11 protein-coding genes and 1 pseudogene are annotated in these 14693 nt (G+C 66.1%); 4 read left to right on the top strand and 8 right to left on the bottom strand.

Annotation, left to right across the window (positions count from 1 at the left end):
* Nucleotides 1-26 precede the first annotated feature (26 nt).
* The 7 genes from ispC to rpsB form a co-directional block, all read right to left on the bottom strand.
* The gene (gene ispC, locus AB4061_RS01755; protein ID WP_441630337.1) at nucleotides 27-1205 is read right to left on the bottom strand and encodes a 1-deoxy-D-xylulose-5-phosphate reductoisomerase; all 1179 of its coding nucleotides are present in this window, start codon (nucleotides 1203-1205) and stop codon (nucleotides 27-29) included.
* Between the two features lie 11 nt (nucleotides 1206-1216).
* A complete protein-coding gene (locus AB4061_RS01750; protein WP_441630335.1) occupies nucleotides 1217-2038 on the bottom strand; it encodes a phosphatidate cytidylyltransferase in 822 nt (273 codons plus the stop codon).
* Between the two features lie 38 nt (nucleotides 2039-2076).
* Nucleotides 2077-2850, bottom strand: coding sequence for an isoprenyl transferase (locus AB4061_RS01745; RefSeq protein ID WP_441630333.1), 774 nt, complete (start codon nucleotides 2848-2850; stop codon nucleotides 2077-2079).
* A gap of 53 nt (nucleotides 2851-2903) precedes the next feature.
* On the bottom strand, nucleotides 2904-3464 hold the full coding sequence (frr, locus tag AB4061_RS01740) for a ribosome recycling factor (RefSeq protein WP_043346946.1): 561 nt from the start codon (nucleotides 3462-3464) through the stop codon (nucleotides 2904-2906).
* A 120-nt stretch (nucleotides 3465-3584) separates the two neighbouring features.
* Nucleotides 3585-4295 (bottom strand): UMP kinase, encoded by a 711-nt coding sequence (gene pyrH / locus AB4061_RS01735; protein ID WP_043346948.1) that lies wholly within the window; start codon nucleotides 4293-4295, stop codon nucleotides 3585-3587.
* A gap of 325 nt (nucleotides 4296-4620) precedes the next feature.
* Nucleotides 4621-5499 (bottom strand): translation elongation factor Ts, encoded by an 879-nt coding sequence (gene tsf, locus AB4061_RS01730; protein ID WP_006163113.1) that lies wholly within the window; start codon nucleotides 5497-5499, stop codon nucleotides 4621-4623.
* Between the two features lie 265 nt (nucleotides 5500-5764).
* Nucleotides 5765-6508: a 30S ribosomal protein S2 gene (gene rpsB, locus AB4061_RS01725; protein ID WP_043346950.1), complete on the bottom strand. Its 744-nt coding sequence runs from the start codon at nucleotides 6506-6508 to the stop codon at nucleotides 5765-5767.
* A 396-nt stretch (nucleotides 6509-6904) separates the two neighbouring features.
* On the opposite strand from rpsB, the pseudogene map reads away from it, so the two are divergent.
* The 3 genes and pseudogenes from map to AB4061_RS01710 all read left to right on the top strand — a co-directional run.
* Nucleotides 6905-7726, top strand: a pseudogene (map, locus tag AB4061_RS01720) (type I methionyl aminopeptidase); the annotation flags it as partial.
* Nucleotides 7727-7793: 67 nt separating this feature from the next.
* The gene (locus AB4061_RS01715) at nucleotides 7794-10379 is read left to right on the top strand and encodes a [protein-PII] uridylyltransferase (RefSeq protein WP_441630452.1); all 2586 of its coding nucleotides are present in this window, start codon (nucleotides 7794-7796) and stop codon (nucleotides 10377-10379) included.
* Between the two features lie 23 nt (nucleotides 10380-10402).
* Entirely contained in the window at nucleotides 10403-12256 is a 1854-nt protein-coding gene (locus AB4061_RS01710) for a pseudouridine synthase (protein ID WP_441630330.1), read from the top strand.
* Nucleotides 12257-12393: 137 nt separating this feature from the next.
* Here the strand turns inward: AB4061_RS01710 and AB4061_RS01705 are convergent, their stop codons facing one another.
* A complete protein-coding gene (locus tag AB4061_RS01705; protein ID WP_441630328.1) occupies nucleotides 12394-13554 on the bottom strand; it encodes a hypothetical protein in 1161 nt (386 codons plus the stop codon).
* A 172-nt stretch (nucleotides 13555-13726) separates the two neighbouring features.
* On the opposite strand from AB4061_RS01705, the gene AB4061_RS01700 reads away from it, so the two are divergent.
* Nucleotides 13727-14671 (top strand): LysR family transcriptional regulator, encoded by a 945-nt coding sequence (locus AB4061_RS01700; protein ID WP_441630326.1) that lies wholly within the window; start codon nucleotides 13727-13729, stop codon nucleotides 14669-14671.
* Nucleotides 14672-14693 lie beyond the last annotated feature (22 nt).

The following is a 14693-nucleotide window of genomic DNA, read 5'->3' as shown; positions in this document are numbered from 1 at the left end:
CGATCCCGGCCGCGCCGCCACCGGCGTCAGCACGAACGCGCGCTTTCCAGTAGGGCGCCGGCGCGGCGGCGCGCATCCTGGTCGATGTCCATCACGCCTTCCAGCGTGTCGACACTGCCCGGCGAGGCCTGCGCCAGCACCTGCGCCACGATGCGCGCGATGTCGGTAAAACGGATCCGGCCTTGCAGGAACGCCTCGACGGCAACCTCGTTGGCGGCGTTCAGGATGGCCGGGGCCACCYCGCCCGCCCGCAAGGCGTCGAACGCCAGGCCCAGGCAGGGAAAACGCGCCAGATCCGGGGTTTCGAAGGTCAGTGCGCCCGCACGGGTGAGGTCCAGCGGGGAAACGCCCGCGTGCATGCGTTCGGGATAGGCGAGCCCATAGGCGATCGGCGTACGCATGTCGGGGTTGCCGAGCTGGGCCAGCACCGAGCCGTCCGCGTAGGACACCATCGAATGCACGATGCTCTGCGGGTGGATCAGCACCTCGATGCGGTCCGCCGGCGCGGCGAACAGCCAGTGCGCCTCGATCACCTCCAGCCCCTTGTTCATCATAGTGGCGGAGTCGACCGAGATCTTGCGGCCCATCACCCAGTTCGGGTGGGCGCAGGCCTCGTCCGGCGAGATATCGTGCAAGGTGGCCGGGTCCCGAGTCCGGAACGGGCCGCCGGAAGCCGTCAGCAGGATCTTGGAGACGCCCGCGCTCAGGCGCGGATCGTCCGCCGGCAGGCACTGGAAGATGGCATTGTGCTCGCTGTCGATCGGCAGCAGCGTGGCGCCGTGCTCGCGCACGGCATCCATGAAGAGCCGGCCCGACATCACCAGCGCTTCCTTGTTGGCCAGCAGCACGCGCTTGCCCGCCCGCGCCGCGGCCAGCGTGGGACGCAACCCGGCGGCGCCGACGATGGCGGCCATCACCGAATCGGCCGCGGGATCGACCGCCACCGCTTCCAGGGCCGCTTCGCCATAGCCCACCTCGGTTTTGATGCCTTCGGCACGCAGCAGCGCCTGCAGCTCGCTTGCGGCCTGGGCGGTGCCTACCACGGCGTGCGCTGGGCGGAACTCGCGGCACTGCGCCGCCAGCTTGTCGACCTGCCGGTGCGCCGTCAGCGCATGGACGGCATAGCGCTCGGGGTGGCGCTTGACCACATCAAGCGTACTTTCCCCGATCGAGCCGGTGGCACCCAGGACGGTAATACGACGCATATCAGATCAACTCAAAGATAGATGGCCAGCAAGGCGGCCAGCGGAAACACGGGCAACAGCGCGTCGATCCGGTCGAGCACGCCGCCATGGCCAGGCAACAGCCGGCTGCTGTCTTTCATGCCAACCTGGCGCTTGAGCAACGACTCGAAGAGATCGCCGACCACGCTGGCAACCACCAGCAGGGTCGACAGCAGCGCCACGACGGCCAGGCCGTTACGGTCGGCCATGCGAGAGAACCAGGTCGGGGAAAAAGCTTGGGTAGCGGCCAGCCCGAATGCGATCAGCAGCACCACCAGCCAGCCGCCGATGGCGCCTTCCCAGGACTTGCCCGGGCTGATGGTGGGGGCCAGCTTGCGCCGCCCGATGGCCTTGCCGACGAAATAGGCACCAATATCGGCCGCCCAGACCAGCACCGCTACCGATAGCAGCACCCCGATGCCCAGCTCGCGCAGGATCAGGGTGGCGTGGCCGAACGCGGGCAGCATGAACAGGCCGAGAATGGCGCCCAGCAAGGTAAAGGACGGGCTCGCCTGGCGTACGCCGCGCGCCAGCAGCACCACGGCGACGCCCCAGCAGGCCACGCCGATCTGCAGCAGGCGCGTCAGCGCCTGGCGGTCGGCGGCATCATGCCAGCCGATCAGGGCGACCAGGCAGGCCACCGCATAGACATAGGGCCAGAAGCCGCGCAGCCCGATCAGGCGGCCGAATTCCCAGCCTGCCAGGACGACGATCACCGCCACCAGGCCAGCCAGCGCCGACGGAGGTGCCAGAAACAGGATCGGCAGGATCAGCAGCAACAGGCATACGGCGGTGATGACACGGGTAAGAAGCATGCGCTGCGGGATTCCGGTGAAAAAATGGAAAACGGGCTTCAGGCGGTGCCGGAAAGGCCGGGTGGTGCGACCACTTGCGCGCTGGTACGGCCGAAGCGGCGCTCGCGCTGCCGGTACGAGGCAAACGCCTTGTCAAGCTCCGCAGCGCTGAAATCCGGCCAGAACACGTCGGTGAAATAGAGCTCGGAGTAGGCCAGCTGCCACAGCAGGAAATTGCTGATGCGCTGCTCGCCGCCAGTGCGGATGAACAGGTCCGGCTCCGGCGCGTAGGCCATGGCCAGGTGCGGCGCGAGCACGGATTCGTCCACGGATTCCGGATCGAGCATGGGCGAGCGCGCCAGCATCTTGCGCACGGCCTGGAGCAGATCCCAGCGGCCGCCGTAATTGGCGGCGATGGTCACCGTCAGGCCAGTGTTGCCGTCCGTGCGAGCCTCGGCATCGGTGATCAGCTGCTGGATCCGCGGGCTGAAGCGGCTCAGGTCGCCAACCACCCGCACGCGGATGTTGTTGGCGTGCATCTTGATCACCTCACGGCGCAGTGCGGTCATGAACAGCCGCATCAGGAACGAGACTTCGTCCGCCGGGCGGCGCCAGTTCTCGGAACTGAACGCGAACAGGGTCAGGTACTGCACGCCACGCGCGGCACAGGCCTCCACCACGGCCCGGACGGCATCCAGGCCACGGCTGTGGCCGGCTACGCGTGGCAAGTGCCGCTGGGTCGCCCAGCGGCCGTTGCCATCCATGATGATGGCAACGTGGCGGGGCACATAGGTAGAGTCGGGGACGCTGAGCGTGGAACTGATGTGATGCATGATGGGAAACGGTACCGGACACAGCGGCGGCTGGCAAGCCGCCGCATCATGCGTCACACCGTCATGATCTCCTTGTCCTTCTCGGCGACCATCCTGTCGATCTCGGCAACGAACTTGTCGGTCAGCTTCTGGACATCGTCCTGGCCGCGGCGCTCGTCGTCCTCGGAAATGGCTTTGTCCTTGACCAGCTTCTTGAACTGCTCGTTGGCATCCCGGCGCAGGTTGCGCACGGCGATCTTGGCGCCCTCGGCCTCGCCCTTGACGACCTTGGCGAGTTCCTTGCGGCGCTCTTCGGTCAGCATGGGCATGGGCACGCGGATGGTCTCGCCCATGGTCGACGGGTTCAGGCCCAGGTCCGCGTCGCGGATGGCCTTCTCGATGGCGCTGACCATCTTCTTTTCCCAAGGCTGCACGCTGATGGTGCGCGAATCGGCCAGGCCGACGTTGGCCACCTGGCTGATCGGCACGGGGGAGCCGTAGTAATCCACTTGCACGTGGTCGAGCAGACCGGTGTGTGCACGACCAGTGCGAATCTTGGCCAGGTCGGCCTTGAACGCTTCAATGGTCTTTTGCATTTTCTGCTCGACGCTCTTCTTGGTGTCGGCGACGCTCATCTTTACCTCCGAAAACGGGTAATCATGATCCCGGACGGCGGGATCGAAAATGAATCATTCTACTCTTTGCCAGCACGYGCGCCACCTTCGGCGGCAGCGTGCCAGCGCCTGGTGCCGCACTTATACGTGCACCAGCGTACCTTCGTCTTCACCCAGGATCACACGTTTGAGCGCGCCCGGCTTGACGATGGAGAACACCTTGATCGGCAGCTTCTGGTCGCGGCACAGGGCGAATGCCGTAGCATCCATCACCTGCAGGTTGCGCGAGATCGCCTCATCAAAGGAGATCGTGGTGTAACGCGTGGCGCTGGGGTCCTTCTTGGGGTCGGCAGTGTAGACACCGTCCACCTTGGTCGCCTTGAGCACGATCTCCGCACCGATTTCCGCGCCGCGCAGGGCCGCCGCGGTATCGGTGGTGAAGAACGGGTTGCCGGTGCCGGCGGCGAAGATCACCACCTTGCCCTCCTCCAGCTGGCGGATGGCGCGCGGGCGGATGTAAGGCTCGACCACCTGGTCCATGCGCAGCGCCGACTGCACGCGGCCCACGATGTCGGCGTGGCGCATGGCGTCCTGCAGGGCCAGCGCATTCATCATGGTGGCCAGCATGCCCATGTAGTCGGCCGTGGCGCGGTCCATGCCCGCTGCCCCGCCGGCCACGCCGCGGAAAATATTGCCGCCGCCAATCACCACCGCGACCTGGACGCCCAGCCTTACGATCTCGGCGATGTCATTGACCATGCTTTCGATGGTGGAGCGGTTGATGCCGAAGGCATCATCGCCCATCAGGGCTTCGCCGGACAATTTCAGTAGGACGCGCTTATAGGCTGGCATATTGATCCCCGGAGCTGGTTCGGCTCGTTCTGTTGAGCCGCAAATTTGAAGGCAGGCGGCACGGATCGGCGTGCCGCCGCTATAAAAGCCGGTTTTCGGGGTGGCCTGGTTCCGGCACGGCAACAGCGCAATAGCACACGAAACCTCGCGTACAAAGCGCCCCTGAAGCACGGCTGGTCAGACGACTGCGGAAACGGGCTACCAAGCCCGCGCCGCACGGGTAAGCGCGGCGCGGTCATTTGTGCCGAGGGGCACCTTGCGGTGCCCCTCGGCATTATACGGCGACCGGTAGGGCACCCTACCGGGCACCCTGGCCGCCAGGACTTCAGGCCTTTTGGGCAGCTGCCACCTGGGCGGCCACTTCAGCGGCGAAGTCGTCCTGCTTCTTCTCGATGCCTTCACCGACCACGTACAGGGTGAAACCCTTGACCGTGGTGTTAGCGGCCTTGAGCATCTGCTCGACGGTCTGCTTGTCGTTCTTCACGAAGGTCTGGTTGAACAGCGACACTTCCTTCAGGTACTTCTGCACCGAGCCGTCGACCATCTTGGCGACGATTTCGGCCGGCTTGCCCGATTCGGCAGCCTTTTGCTCGGCGATGCTGCGTTCCTTGGCGATCAGGTCGGCGGGCACGTCGGCGGACGACAGCGACACCGGCTTCATCGCGGCAACGTGCATGGCCACGTCCTTGGCGGCGGTTTCGTCGCCGTCGAACTCGACCATCACGCCGATGCGGGTGCCGTGCAGGTAAGCGGCCAGCTTGCCGCCATTGGCGTAGCGGGCAAAGCGGCGGATCGCCAGGTTTTCGCCGATCTTGCCGATCAGGGCGGTACGGGTGGCTTCCACGGTCACGCCGTCGATTTCCAGCGCCGACAGCGCAGCCACGTCGGCCGGGTTCTGCTTGGCGACCAGTTCGGCGACCTTGTTCGAGAACGCCATGAAGTCATCGTTCTTCGACACGAAGTCGGTTTCGCAGTTCAGTTCCACCAGCGCGCCGGTGGTACCTTCGATGAAGGACACGACCACGCCTTCGGCGGTCACGCGCGAAGCGGCCTTGCTGGCCTTGTTGCCCAGCTTGACGCGCAGCAGCTCTTCAGCCTTTTCCAGGTTGCCTTCGGCCTCGGTCAGGGCCTTCTTGCATTCCATCATCGGCGCGTCGGTCTTCGCGCGCAGTTCTGCCACCATGCTTGCGGTAATTGCCGCCATTTGTCACTCCTTGAATGGTTCGCCCCGCCCTACCCCGCCGTCGATGTGGCGCGATCCGGGACCGGAGGTAAGTTCAACTTCACCCGCGCCAGATCATGCCAGGGGCGGATGACAACAATTCGAAAAAAGGGGGCGTAAGATTCGCCCCCTCGGTTGCCGGAAAGCCCCCGGCTGCGCGCAGCACCCCGGCCCAGGGGCCGGTTGGCTAGCGATGATGTGTCAGCTTGCGATGCGCGCGGTACGGGGTCCTCTCGGCAGCAAGCCTTTAGGCTTCTTCGACTTCGACGAAATCGTCGCCGCCGCGTGCGGCTTCAACCACGTCCTGCACGGCGTTTGCACGGCCTTCCAGGATCGCGTCGGCCACGCCGCGCACATACAGGGCAACTGCCTTGCTCGAGTCGTCGTTGCCCGGGATCACGTAGTCGATACCTTCCGGCGAGTGGTTGGTATCGACCACACCGATGACGGGCACGCCCAGCTTCTTGGCTTCGGTGACGGCAATCTTGTGGTAGCCGACGTCGACCACGAAGATGGCGTCAGGCACGCCGCCCATGTCCTTGATGCCGCCGATGGACTTTTGCAGCTTGTCCATTTCGCGCTCGAACATCAGCGCTTCCTTCTTGCTCATGGTTTCCAGCGCGCCAGCTTCCTTGGCGGCTTCCATGTCCTTCAGGCGCTTGATCGAGATCTTGACGGTCTTGAAGTTGGTCATCATGCCGCCGAGCCAGCGGGCATCGACGTAAGGCATGCCAGCGCGGCCTGCTTCTTCAGCCAGGATTTCGCGCGATTGACGCTTGGTGCCCACGAACAGCACGGTGCCGCGGTTTGCTGCCAGTTGACGCACGTACTTCAGCGCGTCCTGGAACATCGGCAACGTCTTTTCGAGGTTGATAATATGGATCTTGTTGCGATGGCCGAAGATGTACGGAGCCATCTTGGGGTTCCAGAAGCGGGTTTGGTGGCCGAAGTGGCAACCGGCCTCCAGCATTTCGCGCATGGTAACGGACATGAAAAATCTCCAAAAGGGTTAGGTCTGAAGTCCGCCCCGACATTCCTGAAAAGGAACACCCCGGATGGACGGACTCGCAATTTCAAGCAATTTCAAAAACTTTGTATTTAATAAGCGCAAGGCGCCTGCCAAATACCGCAGCACAGTAGTGACTGCCCCGGCCCGCGAGYCGCTGCTGGCAAGTCACATCGACCTGCCAGGTAGCCACAAGAAGGCTAGCCAGCGATTGTAGCAACAAAACAGGACTTCGCTCAAGGGGCCACTCGCCATGAAAAGCAGGCGCCCGTCGCCGGCGAAGCCCGTTTTCGGCTGCGGTTGGTGCCCGATGGTGCGATAATCCCACTTTCAGATTCAATTTGAGGCGCAGCCCGTGGCTTCGCCRCCACTTTTGCGAGCAGCATGAGCATCCATATCAAGAACGCCGACGATATCGCCCAAATGCGGGTGGCCTGCCGGCTGGCCTCCGAGGTCCTCGACTACATCACGCCCTTCGTCAAGCCGGGGGTCACCACCGGCGAACTCGACCGGCTGTGCCACGCCTATATGCGCGATGTGCAGGGCACGGTACCCGCGCCCCTGAATTATGCGCCGCCCGGCTACCCCCCCTTCCCCGGCGCCATCTGCACGTCGGTCAACGACGTGATTTGCCATGGCATCCCGGGCGAACGCGTGCTGAAGTCCGGCGACGCGGTGAACCTCGACATCACCGTGATCACCAAGGAAGGCTACTACGGCGACACCAGCCGCATGTTCATTGCCGGTGAGGGCTCGATCCTGGCCAAGCGCCTGGCGCAGATCACCTTCGAATGCATGTGGAAGGGCATTGCCCAGGTGCGCCCCGGCGCCCGCCTCGGCGATATCGGCCATGTGATCCAGGTCCATGCGGAAGCGGCGGGCTACACCGTGGTGCGCGAGTACTGCGGCCATGGCATCGGCAAGAACTTCCACGAGGACCCGCAGATCCTGCACTACGGCCGCCCCGGCACCGGCATGGAAATCCAGGCCGGCATGATCTTCACGATCGAGCCGATGGTCAACGCCGGCAAGCGCGATATCCGCACCATGCCCGACCACTGGACCGTCAAGACGCGTGACCGCAGCCTGTCCGCGCAGTGGGAGCACACCATCCTGGTGACCGAGACCGGCTACGACGTGCTTACCGTCTCCGCGGGCACGCAGGCGCCGCCGTCGTTCATCACTGATTCTGTTGCAGCCTGACGCTACGGGCGCCAAAGTTGGCGCCCTTCTTGTTTCAGCCGTCCCTTCGATGCCCCAAGCCCTAGCCATGGACGCCACGCCGGAAATCATCCTCGCCACCCGTGTTCGCGATCAGCTGAAAGCCGACAAGCAAGCCGTGTTCGCGGACTTCAACGCGCACGGCCATGTCGGGCACCTGCTGACGCGCCTGCGGCGCGCGGTCGATGCCGCGCTGGTCGAAGCCTGGTGCGGCCTGGGCCTGCCGGACGACAGCGCGCTGGTGGCGGTGGGCGGCTATGGGCGCGGCGAGCTGTTCCCGTTTTCCGACGTGGATGTGCTGCTGCTGCTGCCCGCGGAACCCGACGAGGACACCACCTCCAGGCTGGAGAAGTTCATTGGCCTGTGCTGGGACCTGGGCCTTGAGATCGGCTCCGCCGTGCGCACCGTGGACGATTGCATCCGCGAATCGCACCAGGACGTGACCATCCAGACGTCCTTGCTGGAAGCGCGCCTGCTTACCGGCAACCGCAAGCTGTTTGCCGAGCTGCAGACGCGCTACCAGGCCGACCTGGACCCGCGCGCCTTCTTCCAGGCCAAGCTGCTGGAAATGCGCCAGCGCCACGCCAAGTACCAGGACACGCCCTACTCGCTCGAACCCAACAGCAAGGAAAGCCCCGGCGGCCTGCGCGACCTGCAGTTGATCCTGTGGATGACCAAGGCCGCCGGGCTGGGCGACAGCTGGAAGGAACTGTTCGAGCGCGGGCTGCTGAGCGAGCGCGAAGCGCAGGAACTCGCCCGCAACGAGCGCCTGCTCAAGACCATCCGCGCGCGCCTGCACCTGGTGGCCGGGCGCCGCCAGGACGTGCTGGTGTTCGACCTGCAGACCGCGCTGGCCGAGGCCTTCGGCTACCGCCAGAACAATAACAAGCGCGCCAGCGAGCAGCTGATGCGCCGCTACTACTGGGCAGCCAAGGCGGTCACGCAGCTCAATATCGTGCTGCTGCTCAATATCGAGGCCATGCTGTTCCCGAGCGAATCCAAGGTGACGCGCGTCATCAACGAGCGCTTCGTGGAACGCCAGGGTATGCTCGAGATCACCAGCGACGATCTCTACGAGCGCGAGCCCCACGCCATCCTGGAAACCTTCCTGGTGTACGAGCGCACGCCGGGCGTCAAGGGCTTGTCGCCACGCACGCTGCGCGGCCTGTACAACGCCCGCACGGTGATGGACGCGAGCTGGCGCAACGATCCGGTGAACCGCCGCCTGTTCCTCGCCATCGTGCAAGAGCCGCAGGGCATCACCCACGCGCTGCGCCTGATGAACCAGACCAGCGTGCTGGGCCGCTACCTGATCAACTTCCGCCGCATCGTCGGGCAGATGCAGCACGACCTGTTCCACGTCTACACGGTGGACCAGCACATCCTGATGGTGGTGCGCAACATGCGCCGCTTCGCCATCGTCGAGCACACGCACGAATTCCCCTTCTGCAGCCAGCTGATGGCCACCTTCGACCGCCCCTGGGTGCTGTGGGTGGCGGCGCTGTTCCACGACATCGCCAAGGGCCGCGGCGGCGATCACTCCAAGCTCGGCACGGCGGATGCGCGGCGCTTTTGCAAGCAGCACGGCATCGAGCGCGAAGATACCGACCTGATCGCCTGGCTGGTCGAGCATCACCTGACCATGAGCCATGTCGCGCAAAAGCAAGACCTGACCGATGCGGACGTGATCCATGCCTTCGCCCGCGTGGTCGGCACCGAACGCTACCTGACCGCGCTCTACCTGCTGACCGTGGCCGATATCCGCGGCACCAGCCCCAAGGTGTGGAACGCGTGGAAGGGCAAGCTGCTGGAAGACCTCTACCGCATCACGCTGCGCGTGCTGGGCGGCGCGCGCGTGGACCCGCACTCGCTGTGGGCGCAGCGCAAGGACGACACCATCGCGCAACTGCGGCTCAAGGCGTTCGACCCGGAACTGGGCAAGCCATTGTGGGCCCAGCTCGACGTGGCCTTCTTCCTGCGCCACGACGCACGCGACATCGCCTGGCTCACGCGGCACCTGTACAACAAGGTGGACAGCCCGGTGCCGGTGGTCAAGGCACGCCTGTCGCCTGCGGGCGAAGGCCTGCAGGTGGCGGTCTACGTCAAGGACCAGCCCGACGTGTTCGCGCGCATCTGCGGCTATTTCGAGCGCAAGAGCTTCTCCATCCAGGAAGCCAAGATCCACACCACGCGCCACGGCTATGCGCTGGATACGTTCCAGGTGACCGACCCGGGCATCAGCAGCGATGCCAGCGGCAACTACCGCGACATCATCGCGCTGGTGGAGCACGAACTGGCCGAGCGCCTGCAGCAGCAAGGCACGCTGCCGGAACCCGCCCAGGGGCGGCTGTCGCGCCAGTCGCGCAGCTTCCCGATCAAGCCGCGCGTGGACCTGCGCCCCGACGAGCGCGGCCAGTACTACCTGCTTTCCTTGTCGGCCAACGACCGCACCGGCCTGCTGTACGCGATTTCCCGCGTACTGGCCAAACATCGCACCTCGGTGCATACCGCCCGCATCAATACGCTCGGCGAGCGGGTGGAAGACGTTTTCCTGGTCGATGGCAGCCGCCTCGCCTCGGATAACAAACTGCAGTTACAGCTTGAACAGGACCTGCTGGCGGCGCTGGCCATCTAGGCCGGACGCCCCACATAGAAGATATGACCGATAGCAATTCGCCCAAGCGCAAGACGCTGGGCATCAAGACCGCCGCGCCCGAGGGCAATGCCCGCAAACCCGCCGCCACCCGGCCGGTGCGAGTGTCCGACCTGAACCGCGGACGCGTGCGCGCCGTGGTCGACGGCATCAAGCAGGCACAGGAACGCGCCGGTGGCCGCAAGAAGGCGGAAGACGCTAGCCAGCGCCCGCCGCGCGGCCCGCGCACGGGCGACGGCCAGGACCGGCCACGTCGCTTTGGACCGGGCGAAGGCCAGGATCGGCCCCGCCGCTTCGGCGGCGACAGCAACGACCGCCCGCGCAACTTTGGCTCCGGTGAAGGCCAGGATCGGCCGCGCCGTTTTACCCCTGGCGAAGGCCAGGATCGGCCCCGCCGCTTTGGCGGCGACAGCAACGACCGCCCGCGCAACTTTGGCTCCGGCGAAGGCCAGGACCGGCCGCGCCGTTTCACCCCGGGTGAAGGCCAGGATCGGCCGCGCCGTTTTACCCCTGGCGAAGGCCAGGATCGGCCCCGCCGCTTTGGCGGCGACAGCAACGACCGCCCGCGCAACTTCGGCTCCGGCGAAGGCCAGGACCGGCCGCGCCGTTTCACCCCGGGCGAAGGCCAGGATCGGCCCCGCCGCTTTGGCGGCGACAGCAACGACCGCCCGCGCAACTTTGGCTCCGGCGAAGGCCAGGACCGGCCGCGCCGTTTCACCCCGGGTGAAAGCCAGGATCGGCCTCGCCGCTTTGCTGGCGAAGGCAATGACCGTCCGCGTCGTTTCGCCCCAGGCGAAGGCCAGGATCGGCCCCGCCGCTTTGCCGGTGAAGGCAATGATCGTCCGCGCAATTTCGGCCCGGGCGAAGGCAACGATCGTCCGCGCCGCTTCAGCCCTGGCGAAGGCCAGGACCGGCCGCGCCGCTTTGCGGGCCAGGGCGACGACCGCCCTCGCCGTCCCGCTCACGGTGGCGACAATGACCGTCCGCGCCGCTCCGGCGATGCCGGCCAGCGCGACTACCAGGGCGGCGCCCGTGCGGAACGTACGGAACGTGCCGCCCCCGTGCAGAACGCGCCCCAGCCTAGCTCCGATGGCCTGGTGCGCCTGTCCAAGCGGATGTCGGAACTTGGCCTGTGCTCGCGCCGCGAAGCCGATGAATGGATTCCGCGCGGCTGGGTATTGGTCGACGGGCAGCCCGTTACCGAACTGGGCTCGCGCATCAGCCCGGACGCCAATATCGAGATCCACCAGGCCGCACGCTCCGAGCAGGGCGAACGCGTGACCGTGCTGCTGCACAAGCCGGTCGGTTACGTGTCGGGCCAGGCCGAAGATGGCTACGAGCCTGCCGCCGTGCTGTTCGCGCCGGAAAACCAGTGGGAGCTGGACCCCACCCGCAAGCGCTTTGCCCCGTGGCAGCGCAAGAGCCTGGCGCCTGCCGGCCGGCTCGACATCGACTCGACCGGCCTGCTGGTGCTGACCCAGGACGGCCGCGTTGCGCGCCACCTGATCGGCGAGGACTCGACCGTCGAGAAAGAATACCTGGTGCGGGTGAGCTGGGATTCGCCGGAAGGCCTGGTCGAGCGCGACATCTCGCACGTGTTCCCGGTGGAACTGATCGAGAAGCTGCGCCACGGCCTGTCGCTGGATGGCGAAGCGCTCAAGCCGGCCAAGGTGAGCTGGCAGAACGAGGAGCAATTGCGCTTTGTCCTGCGCGAGGGCAAGAAGCGCCAGATCCGCCGCATGTGCGAGCAGGTTGGCCTGCGGGTCGTGGGCCTGAAGCGCGTACGCATGGGCCGCATCGTGCTGGGCGACCTGCCGGTGGGCCAGTGGCGCTTCCTCGGCGCCTTCGAGAAGTTCTGAGCACCAGGCCAAAAAGCAAGCTGGCGGCCGCCATGGCCACCAGCGCGCATCTGCCGAGCCGCGTACCCACCGGCTCATAGCATGGCCAATGTCTCAAGCCATGCCGCAAGCCCGCGCCCTGCCCTGCGCCAATCGCTTCACAGCTGCGGCGCACGGCAAGCCGCGCCGTCCGCATTGGCCGTCTCCGCCAGCCCGAACACCGCCTTGGCACCGCATTGCGAGCCAAGCATCCGGTGCTGGTTGTGGCCGACGCCAACCACCTCGAACGCCTGGTGGCGCACCGGCGGACGCTGGCTGCCCATCGATGCGGCAAGGTACCGCGCGTAGCGCAGGTAGCCACGCGCGCGCTCCAGCCGGGTCGGGCCTTCGGCCTCGGCGCCGCAGGCCTTGTCGAGCACGCGGTGGTTGGGGTCGTTATCTTCCGAGCCCACGAGATAGGTCACCTGGCGCTGGAGATAGCGGCGGAACAGCGCATCGCCGCTCGCGCCGCGCGCATAGGGCACCATGTCGCGCATGCCGTAGCGGTAATTGTCGTAGTCCGCGCAAATGGCTGTGTCATAGGGCGCAAAGCTCGTTCCGCGTGGGCGCTCCGGCGTGAAATACAGATACGACGAAGGATTCGCCACCACGTAGCGCAGATCGATGCCGCCCGCGCGGATACGCTCATCGACATTGTTCAGCACTGCATAGCGATGCACCAGTTGCGCGCCACCCGAATGGCCGGCCACGGTCACGCGGGTCACCGCGGGAAAACGGGCCTTGTTGGTCACCATGCTGACGAGGTCGTCCAGCACCTGCAGCGAGCTGACCGAGAACGGCGGGTTGACCGCATCCTCCCCGCTCATCCAGCCCTGCACGCTCCATATCGGCATGCCGTCGAAATGCTTGCCCTTGGCCGCATCCGGCGTGCCGGGGAAGTTCAGCGCGATGAGCAGCACCTCGTCGGGATTGCGCCCGGTTTGCTTGAGCAGTGCCGCGCCGGCCGCGAAGTAGTCGTCGCCGTTACGCTGCAGCCCGTGCTGGACGAAGATCACCTCGCGGATGCCGCGCAGGTCTGCGTCCAGCGGATGGTTGGCATAGGCCGGGAAATCGTAGGCGCTCGCGCCCGTGCCGAGCCTGACCCGCTGCCATTGGGGCGCTGCAGCTTGCTGCGCCGTGCCGGGCGCCGGTGCGGCCTGCTTCGCGCTCGCGGCACTGTCCGCGCCCGGGGCGGCGCAGCCAAACTGGGCCGCCGCGGCTAGCGCAATCAGTGCAATCGAGGCGATCGATGCGCAGCGTGCAAGGCAAAGTGTCTTCATATCCTGTCTCCCGGTGCTCGATGCGGCGCGCCGCCTGGCGCGCGCGCCCGTGTTTTCGTTCGTAAAGCCGCACCATCCTAGGCCGCCGCGACCTCGATGTAAAATATATGCCACAGTGGAAATACATATCGAAAAGATATGCTTTCTGCCGCGCCCAGCCCGGAAAGACACCATGGAACTGAGACACCTTCGTTACTTTCTCGCGGTAGCCGAAACCGGCCACATCACGCGCGCCGCCGAGCAGCTGGGCATCCAGCAGCCTCCGCTGTCGCAACAGTTGAAGGCGCTCGAGACGGAGCTGGGCGTGATGCTGTTCGAGCGCCAGCCGCGCGGTGTGGCGCTCACCGCCGCCGGACAGGCGCTGCGCACTGACGCGCTGGACATCTTCGCGCGCCTGGACCAGACGCGCCAGCGCATGCGCCGCATGGCACGCGGCGAGGAAGGCATGCTATCGGTCGGATTCACCAGCTCGGCAGCCGCGCACAAGCTGACGCCCGAGGTCCTGCGCGCCTGCCGCCGCCGCTTTCCCGGCATTGCGCTCAAGCTCAGCGAGAACAACGCCGCCGAGGTGATCGAGCAACTCACCGCAGGCACGATCGATGTCGCACTGCTGCGCGCGCCGGTGGGGCGCCCCGAAGGCCTGCGTTTCGAGTTGCTGCTGGAAGAGGAAATGGTGATCGCGCTGCCGCTGGACCATCCGCTGCTGCGCAAGCGCGGCGCGCCGGCCCACGCAGCGGCCCAGGAAGCCATCTCGCTGCGCGCGCTGGCAGACGATGCGTTCATCCTGGTGCGGCGCCCGGGCGCGCCGGGCATGTATGGCGATCTGCTGAAGGTGTGCGAGCGGCTGGGCTTCACGCCGCGCGTGGGCGCGGAAGTCGAGCGCATGCTGAGCAACCTGAACCTGGTAGCCGCCGGCGCCGGCGTGACCGTGGTGCCGGCCTCGATGGCCGGGCTCAACCCGCACGGCGTGGCCTACCGCCGCATGGAAGAAGCCGACCAGCTGCGCGCGCCGCTGACCCTGGCTTACCGGGAGCGCGACGACAATCCCGCCTGCGCGGCGCTGGTCGCCCTGACCCACCGTATCGCGGCACGCCATCGCCGCCAGGGCAATCGCTGATCAGTCGTCACCGGTCAGTCGT

Source organism: Cupriavidus sp. YAF13, from assembly GCF_052113425.1.
Classification (GTDB): domain Bacteria; phylum Pseudomonadota; class Gammaproteobacteria; order Burkholderiales; family Burkholderiaceae; genus Cupriavidus.
The sequence above is the reverse complement of the archived record's forward strand: the minus strand, read 5'-3'. Positions and strand labels throughout refer to the sequence as shown.

Coding starts and splice junctions, on each gene's coding strand:
- pyrH (WP_043346948.1), bottom strand. CDS start 4,295: ATGCCAGCCTATAAGCGCGTCCTACTGAAATTGTCCGGCGAAGCCCTG.
- AB4061_RS01715 (WP_441630452.1), top strand. CDS start 7,794: ATGGACGCCACGCCGGAAATCATCCTCGCCACCCGTGTTCGCGATCAG.
- AB4061_RS01750 (WP_441630335.1), bottom strand. CDS start 2,038: ATGCTTCTTACCCGTGTCATCACCGCCGTATGCCTGTTGCTGCTGATC.
- AB4061_RS01700 (WP_441630326.1), top strand. CDS start 13,727: ATGGAACTGAGACACCTTCGTTACTTTCTCGCGGTAGCCGAAACCGGC.
- tsf (WP_006163113.1), bottom strand. CDS start 5,499: ATGGCGGCAATTACCGCAAGCATGGTGGCAGAACTGCGCGCGAAGACC.
- rpsB (WP_043346950.1), bottom strand. CDS start 6,508: ATGTCCGTTACCATGCGCGAAATGCTGGAGGCCGGTTGCCACTTCGGC.
- frr (WP_043346946.1), bottom strand. CDS start 3,464: ATGAGCGTCGCCGACACCAAGAAGAGCGTCGAGCAGAAAATGCAAAAG.
- AB4061_RS01745 (WP_441630333.1), bottom strand. CDS start 2,850: ATGCATCACATCAGTTCCACGCTCAGCGTCCCCGACTCTACCTATGTG.
- AB4061_RS01710 (WP_441630330.1), top strand. CDS start 10,403: ATGACCGATAGCAATTCGCCCAAGCGCAAGACGCTGGGCATCAAGACC.
- AB4061_RS01705 (WP_441630328.1), bottom strand. CDS start 13,554: ATGAAGACACTTTGCCTTGCACGCTGCGCATCGATCGCCTCGATTGCA.